The organism is uncultured Maribacter sp., from assembly GCF_947495965.1.
GTDB lineage: Bacteria > Bacteroidota > Bacteroidia > Flavobacteriales > Flavobacteriaceae > Maribacter_B.
In genome coordinates this window covers 1-258 of sequence record NZ_CANMBB010000032.1, presented here as the reverse complement: position 1 = coordinate 258, position 258 = coordinate 1, and the positions used below count along the sequence as shown (strand labels likewise).

The window sequence follows — 258 nt, the reverse complement described above, 5'->3', positions numbered from 1 at the left end:
AATAATGACACTACCATCGGCGATACATGTTGGATCCGTTGGTACAATACTGTCAATAGCTAAAGCATTTGTAGGTTGGTTAACCGTAATAGTACTAGTGTCTGTACAATTTGTAGTTTCGTCCGTAACAACAATGGTATAATCACCAGCCGTAAGACCAGTTAGGTTAATTGTATTAGCAGATTGTGCAGTTATTGCTGTACCAGCATTAATAGTATATGCATAAGTACTAGCAAAACCATTTACAGTAAAGTCAAC

Annotated in this window: 1 protein-coding gene; it reads right to left on the bottom strand. The window is 36.8% G+C overall.

Features of this window, described 5'->3' with window-relative positions; genetic code table 11:
* A partial coding sequence (locus tag Q0820_RS16930) for a hypothetical protein (protein ID WP_298489483.1) occupies positions 1 to 258 on the bottom strand: 258 nt, incomplete at both ends.